A 5259-nucleotide genomic window follows, 5' to 3' on the forward strand; every position below is an offset into this window, starting at 1 on the left:
ATTCGAACAGGCCCGAAACGACCACGATATTTTTGCTGAACTGGCAAGCCGCCTCGCCCCGGCGGACGGTTCCGACGACAACTTCAAGGACGCCTTTACCGAAGGACGTGACGAGGCCGCGTGGCTTCACCATCTCTACGACATGACCCGCAGCAGGTTGAATAGCAGACCGGAGATACCGGACTACGAAACCTTTATTAAAAACAAAACCTTGTCGTTTGACGTTCCCTCAGAAGCGATGGTCATGCTCAAGGATTTTCGCGACGACCCCGACAAACACCCGCTGACGACACCCTCTGGCCGGATCGAGATATTCAGCAAGGCCATCGCGGCTTTTGACCTGGATGGAATGCCCGGACATCCGGTCTGGCGCGCGCCGCAGGAATGGCTGGGCTCGAAGGCCGCGACAAACTTTCCTCTGCACTTGGTAACCCATCAACCGGCGCGCAGACTGCACAGCCAGTTGGGCCAGAGCACATTCAGTCGCGCCGGCGAAGTGAGTGGGCGCGAGCCCTGCATGCTGAACACTGCCGACGCCGGAATCCGCGGTATCGCAGACGGCGACCTGATCCGCGTCTTCAACGGACGCGGCAGTTGCATTTCTGCGGCGAAACTCAGCGACAATGTGCTGCCGGGCGTGGCCATGATGGCCACTGGCGCCTGGTACGATCCGGATTGGGAAAACGACCCGACCTGCTGCAAACATGGCAACGCGAATGTTTTGACCGCAGACCTCCCGACCTCGGACATCGCGCAGGGTCCCGGCGCATTGACATGTCTTGTGCAAATTGAAAGGTTTGACGATGATCCGCCCGCAGTCACGGCATTTGTACCGCCGCGGATTATTCTTGATACACAGGTTTAAAACGATCAGTCGTTTAGCGGAACGTCCAGACTGACTTTGGTGCGGTCCATTACAACCGAAGTGTTGAACCGCTTGACGTTTGTGTCTTCGAAGAACAGGCGCTGTGTCAATTTCTGGAAGTCCTCCATGTCGCGCGCAAGTGCGATCAAGGCGAAATCCGCCGCTCCGGTGATGTAATAGCACTGCTGAATCTGCGGCTCTGCCTTGACCTTGCGCCGGAACGCGTCGATCTGATCGATACGCTCGCGTTCAAGCTCCACCAATATCACGAAGCTCATCCCATACCCCGTCGCCTGCGGCGAGATCACCGAGGCATCCCGCAGGATCACCCCCGCATCTTTCAGGGCGCGCACACGGCGCTGGACGGTCGCGACGGACATCCCCGCTTCGAATGCTATGGTCTCCAATCGTTCGCGAGCGTTCCCTTGAAGCATCCGAAGAATAATCAAGTCGAAGTCGGACAAGTTCATTGCAGTGATCCTTTCAGATTCCAGTTGCTTTTTGATCGCTAACTTCGATTTAACCTGAATATTCGCAAAAAATCCGCAAGTCCAGCTATATTACCGGAAATCCCGCTCAGAGCAATTCCATCGACTGCCGACAATTGAGACCGGAGGCCGTCACCGAGACAAAACAATGGGGCCGGAAACCAGCTGCGCAACGCCGAGTTCAGGCGGCGTGACCCCAACCTTGTTGAGGAGGCCGCGTGAACGAGCGACCAGATCATCGGCCACGGCCATAATCATGGAGTCGCCGCCGGTATTGTCGAGCCGCAGCATCATTTCAAAGCACAATACCCGTACGGCAGCATCACAGAGCGCCTGCGTCGCAGCAAACGTTCGTCCGCTCTGATCGGCGAGAGTCTCGGCCAGTCGAGCGTCCGCCTCAGCCAGAGCATCCTGCAGCACAACGCGTTGAAGCGCTGCATCAGACACAATCCAGACATGTGACTGGATTGATCAAGGTTAATGTCTCAGTGGTCACAATGTCCGATTGTTTTGAAATAGACTGAGACTCGAAGGACAAAGGCAGCGCGCTCCACAAAATCGAGCTTGGCTCTTGAGATGCAGCAAGCGATGCCGATTTGGGTCGAAGGCGAAAACTGCGCAACCGGAGAAAGTATGCCCCACTTCAAATTGGTGAGGCGATAAACGATGGGTTTCGACTTTGAAGTATTTGGAAAACAAGCCTTTCTCGCAGATCAAGTCGGGAGACACGGCGTGTCTCAGAAGACAGATTTCGGCCAGCGACGTGCGAATGTATGTGGAACTGGCGAGTGAATTGAACCCCGACTGTATCGACAATCAGTTGGCTGAAAACGAAGAGTTTCGCGCGATCCTTGCAAGGGGTGGCCTGTGCGCAGGTCTGCTCACAACGCTGATCGCGACGGAATTTCCGGGACCGATGACGCAGATCACAGCCATGTCGCTCAAATTTACCGCATCACCTGGCATTGGTGACCAGGTGGATGTCCATATTACCGTCATTGACACCGAGCCCATTACGCGCAGTGTCTGGCTTGATTGCAGGGTCACTCGGATACGCCCGGGCAAGGGCGACGAAAACCTGTGCCGGGGCCGCATTGACGTGACCGCGCCTGCAAAGCATCTTCGTCGATCAATGGGCCGTCCCGTTGATTTCAGCACCGAGGCGCCGTCTGACCGGTTTGATCGCGTTGAAGAGCTGGCGCGCGAGGGCGAGTGCCTTACCACAGGAATCGTATTTCCTGTAAGTGCCACCTCACTTATCGGCGCGCTTCAAAGTGCTGACGCAAACCTGATCAGGCCGGTCCTCATCGGACCGGAAAAATCTATAAGAGACGTCGCGGAAGCTGAAGGTTTGGATTTGTCGGACGTCAGAATTATCGCTGCCGACTCCGAAGAGGACGCTGCCAGAACGGCCGCCGGAATGGCTGCTGATGGCAAGTTGCAGGGCCTGATGAAAGGCTCGCTACATACGGCCACGCTGCTCAGAGCTTTCATAGAGCATCGTGATCTTCGCACCGACCGGCGTATCAGCCATGTCTTCGTGATAGACGTTCCAGACCACCCACGCCTGCTGCTGATTTCCGACGGTGCCATCAACATCCGCCCCAATCTGCAGGAGTTGCACGACATCGTGCGCAATTCAATCGATCTGGCTCACGTGCTGGGCGTGGGGGTTCCAAAAGTGGCGCTGCTTTCGGCCGTCGAAAACGTTATCAAGCGCATACCGTCCACCGGAATTGCTGCCGCAATCAGCAAAATGGCGGACCGTGGTGCATTTGCCGGCGCCGAGGTCGACGGCCCGCTGGCCTTTGACGACGCAGTGTCCGAACAAGCGGCAGAGATTAAGGGGATCAAGTCGCCGGTCGCCGGCGCGCCCGACGTCCTCATCGTCCCCGACTTGGTGTCCGGAAACATTCTGGCCAAAAGCTTCGAATACTTCGGCCATGCGAAAGTCGCTGGCGTCGTAGTGGGAGCACGCATTCCTCTGGCGCTGACAAGTCGTGCGGGCAGTCCGCGTGAACGTCGCGCCTCAGCGGCGTTGATGTGCCTCGCAGCAACGCACAAGTGACACAATGATCCTTAGCGACATATACAATCTCGGAGGAAGGGTTGGGCAAAGAGTCGGTAGACTTGGCCATTCAGGAGAGGACGGAGCGACGGGAAGCACGATATTCGAAACAGGGATAATTCCGCTTCCTGCTGTCACTTGGCAGACGGACGTGGCTTCGCTCTGGCACTTGCACTCATTGAAATTCGCATACCGAAGAGGCAACCATAATGACTGAAAGCCTTGTCGTTACGGTGAATATGGGCTCGTCGAGCCTGCGTTGTGCCGTGTTTGCCCTAGAAGACCGGGTGTCGGTCCCGTTGTTGCGGCTGAGCATCTCAGGATTGCCGAACGAAATGACTTGGCGACGCTTTGATCTGCGCAATAATCAATCGGATGAAGAGGAATTGGCGCCACCGGATCGGAAGGCTGCGCAGGAAAATGCCCTGAAGGTGATGCTGGAGCGGCTTGAGGGCGAAGTGCCGGTTGATCAAATCCGCGCCTTTTCACACCGGATCGTGCACGGAGGACAGCAGTTTCCTGGACCCGTCCTGCTTGACCCGGATGTTTTGAACCAGTTGGAAACACTCGTGCCTCTCGCGCCAAGCCATCAACCGTTCAATCTGCGGTCGGCACGGATATTGCAGGAACGTTTCCCTGGAATCACCCAAGTCCTTTGTTTTGACACTGCTTTTCATCATGAGTTACCCCGCTTGGCCTCGATATTTGCAATTCCGCGCCAGATGACGGCCAGCGGGATCATTCGCTACGGGTTTCATGGCCTGTCTTATGAACACATCGCCCGTGATCTGGCTGAAAACACGCCGGATATTGCGCACGGACGGATCATCGCTGCGCATCTGGGCCACGGCGCAAGCCTTTGTGCGATGCTTGGCGGACGCAGCGTCGCCACAACGATGGGACTGACGGCGCTTGATGGTTTGCCGATGGGCAAGCGCTGCGGAGCGTTGGATCCGGGCGTCGTTCTCCACCTTATCCTTCAGGAAAATATGTCAGCGAAAGACGTCGAGGAGGTGCTCTATCAACGGTCCGGTCTTCTGGGGCTGTCCGGCATCAGCGACGAAATGACCGACCTGCTGGAAAGCGATGCCGACGAGGCAAAAGAAGCGGTGGATTATTTCGTCTACCGGTGCCAGCGCGAGATAGGGTCGCTGGTGGCGGCGATGGACGGTTTGGACGCTTTGGTTTTCACCGGCGGCATCGGGGAAAACTCGTCCGTTCTGCGCTCTCGCATCTGCAAGGGGCTTTCCTGGCTTGGCATCCAGATAGACGAGGCGGCCAATCAGGACGGATCACGCGATTTTGCGGCGTCGGACAGCAGTGTGCGCCTGATGAGAATTCCCGCAGACGAGGAAATGAGCTTGGCCCGCGCGGCGGCAACTATTCTTTCCGTATCCGGCCCCGCCTGACCCGCAGGCCTGCCAAATATCCGGCCTCACACAGACAGGAAGGATGTCACCAATTCACAGGTCAACCGGATTGGTGGCGCATCAGGGGGCGCCAAGACCATTGGTGCGGCGGAACGATTTTCTGCGACAGAGACCCGGGATCGACGTCAGCTATCTTGGACAACAACGCGATATCAATGATTTTGATGTCCATGTGGTCTTTCATGGAAATGATATTCTGGCCCACAAGTCGGCGCAGGGTCCGGCAGACATGCACCGAAGAAAGACCGAGAAAATCACCAAGTTGCTGCTGTCTCAGCGGTATATGAAAGCTGTTGGTGACCGCCGGGTCGCTTGCATGGAGGCGGGTGCAAAGCTCCAGAACCGCATACGCCACCCTCTTTTCAGCGCTGCCTTTTCCCAGTCGCAGCATCCGTTCGGATATCCGTG

General features: G+C 56.8%; 6 protein-coding genes. 3 read left to right on the plus strand and 3 right to left on the minus strand.

What is annotated here, in order from left to right; translation table 11 throughout:
* Nucleotides 1-865 (plus strand): molybdopterin dinucleotide binding domain-containing protein (locus tag AC221Y_RS19825; RefSeq protein WP_486708144.1); only part of this gene is annotated, 865 nt, incomplete at its 5' end.
* A gap of 5 nt (nt 866-870) precedes the next feature.
* On the opposite strand, the gene AC221Y_RS19830 is transcribed toward AC221Y_RS19825, so the two are convergent.
* Together AC221Y_RS19830 and AC221Y_RS19835 are read right to left on the minus strand one after the other, a co-directional pair.
* Nucleotides 871-1335: an Lrp/AsnC family transcriptional regulator gene (locus AC221Y_RS19830; protein WP_486708145.1), complete on the minus strand. Its 465-nt coding sequence runs from the start codon at nt 1333-1335 to the stop codon at nt 871-873.
* Between the two features lie 150 nt (nt 1336-1485).
* Nucleotides 1486-1800, minus strand: coding sequence for a hypothetical protein (locus AC221Y_RS19835; RefSeq protein WP_486708146.1), 315 nt, complete (start codon nt 1798-1800; stop codon nt 1486-1488).
* Nucleotides 1801-2032: 232 nt separating this feature from the next.
* Here AC221Y_RS19835 and AC221Y_RS19840 point away from each other — a divergent pair, with 232 nt between their 5' ends.
* Both AC221Y_RS19840 and AC221Y_RS19845 read left to right on the plus strand, forming a co-directional pair.
* Nucleotides 2033-3421: a bifunctional enoyl-CoA hydratase/phosphate acetyltransferase gene (locus AC221Y_RS19840; RefSeq protein WP_486708147.1), complete on the plus strand. Its 1389-nt coding sequence runs from the start codon at nt 2033-2035 to the stop codon at nt 3419-3421.
* A 209-nt stretch (nt 3422-3630) separates the two neighbouring features.
* A complete protein-coding gene (locus AC221Y_RS19845) occupies nt 3631-4830 on the plus strand; it encodes an acetate/propionate family kinase (protein WP_486708148.1) in 1200 nt (399 codons plus the stop codon).
* Between the two features lie 61 nt (nt 4831-4891).
* Here the strand turns inward: AC221Y_RS19845 and AC221Y_RS19850 are convergent.
* On the minus strand, nt 4892-5259 hold a 368-nt coding region (locus AC221Y_RS19850), incomplete at its 5' end, for a Crp/Fnr family transcriptional regulator (RefSeq protein ID WP_486708149.1).

It is taken from the genome of Boseongicola sp. (assembly GCF_057460485.1).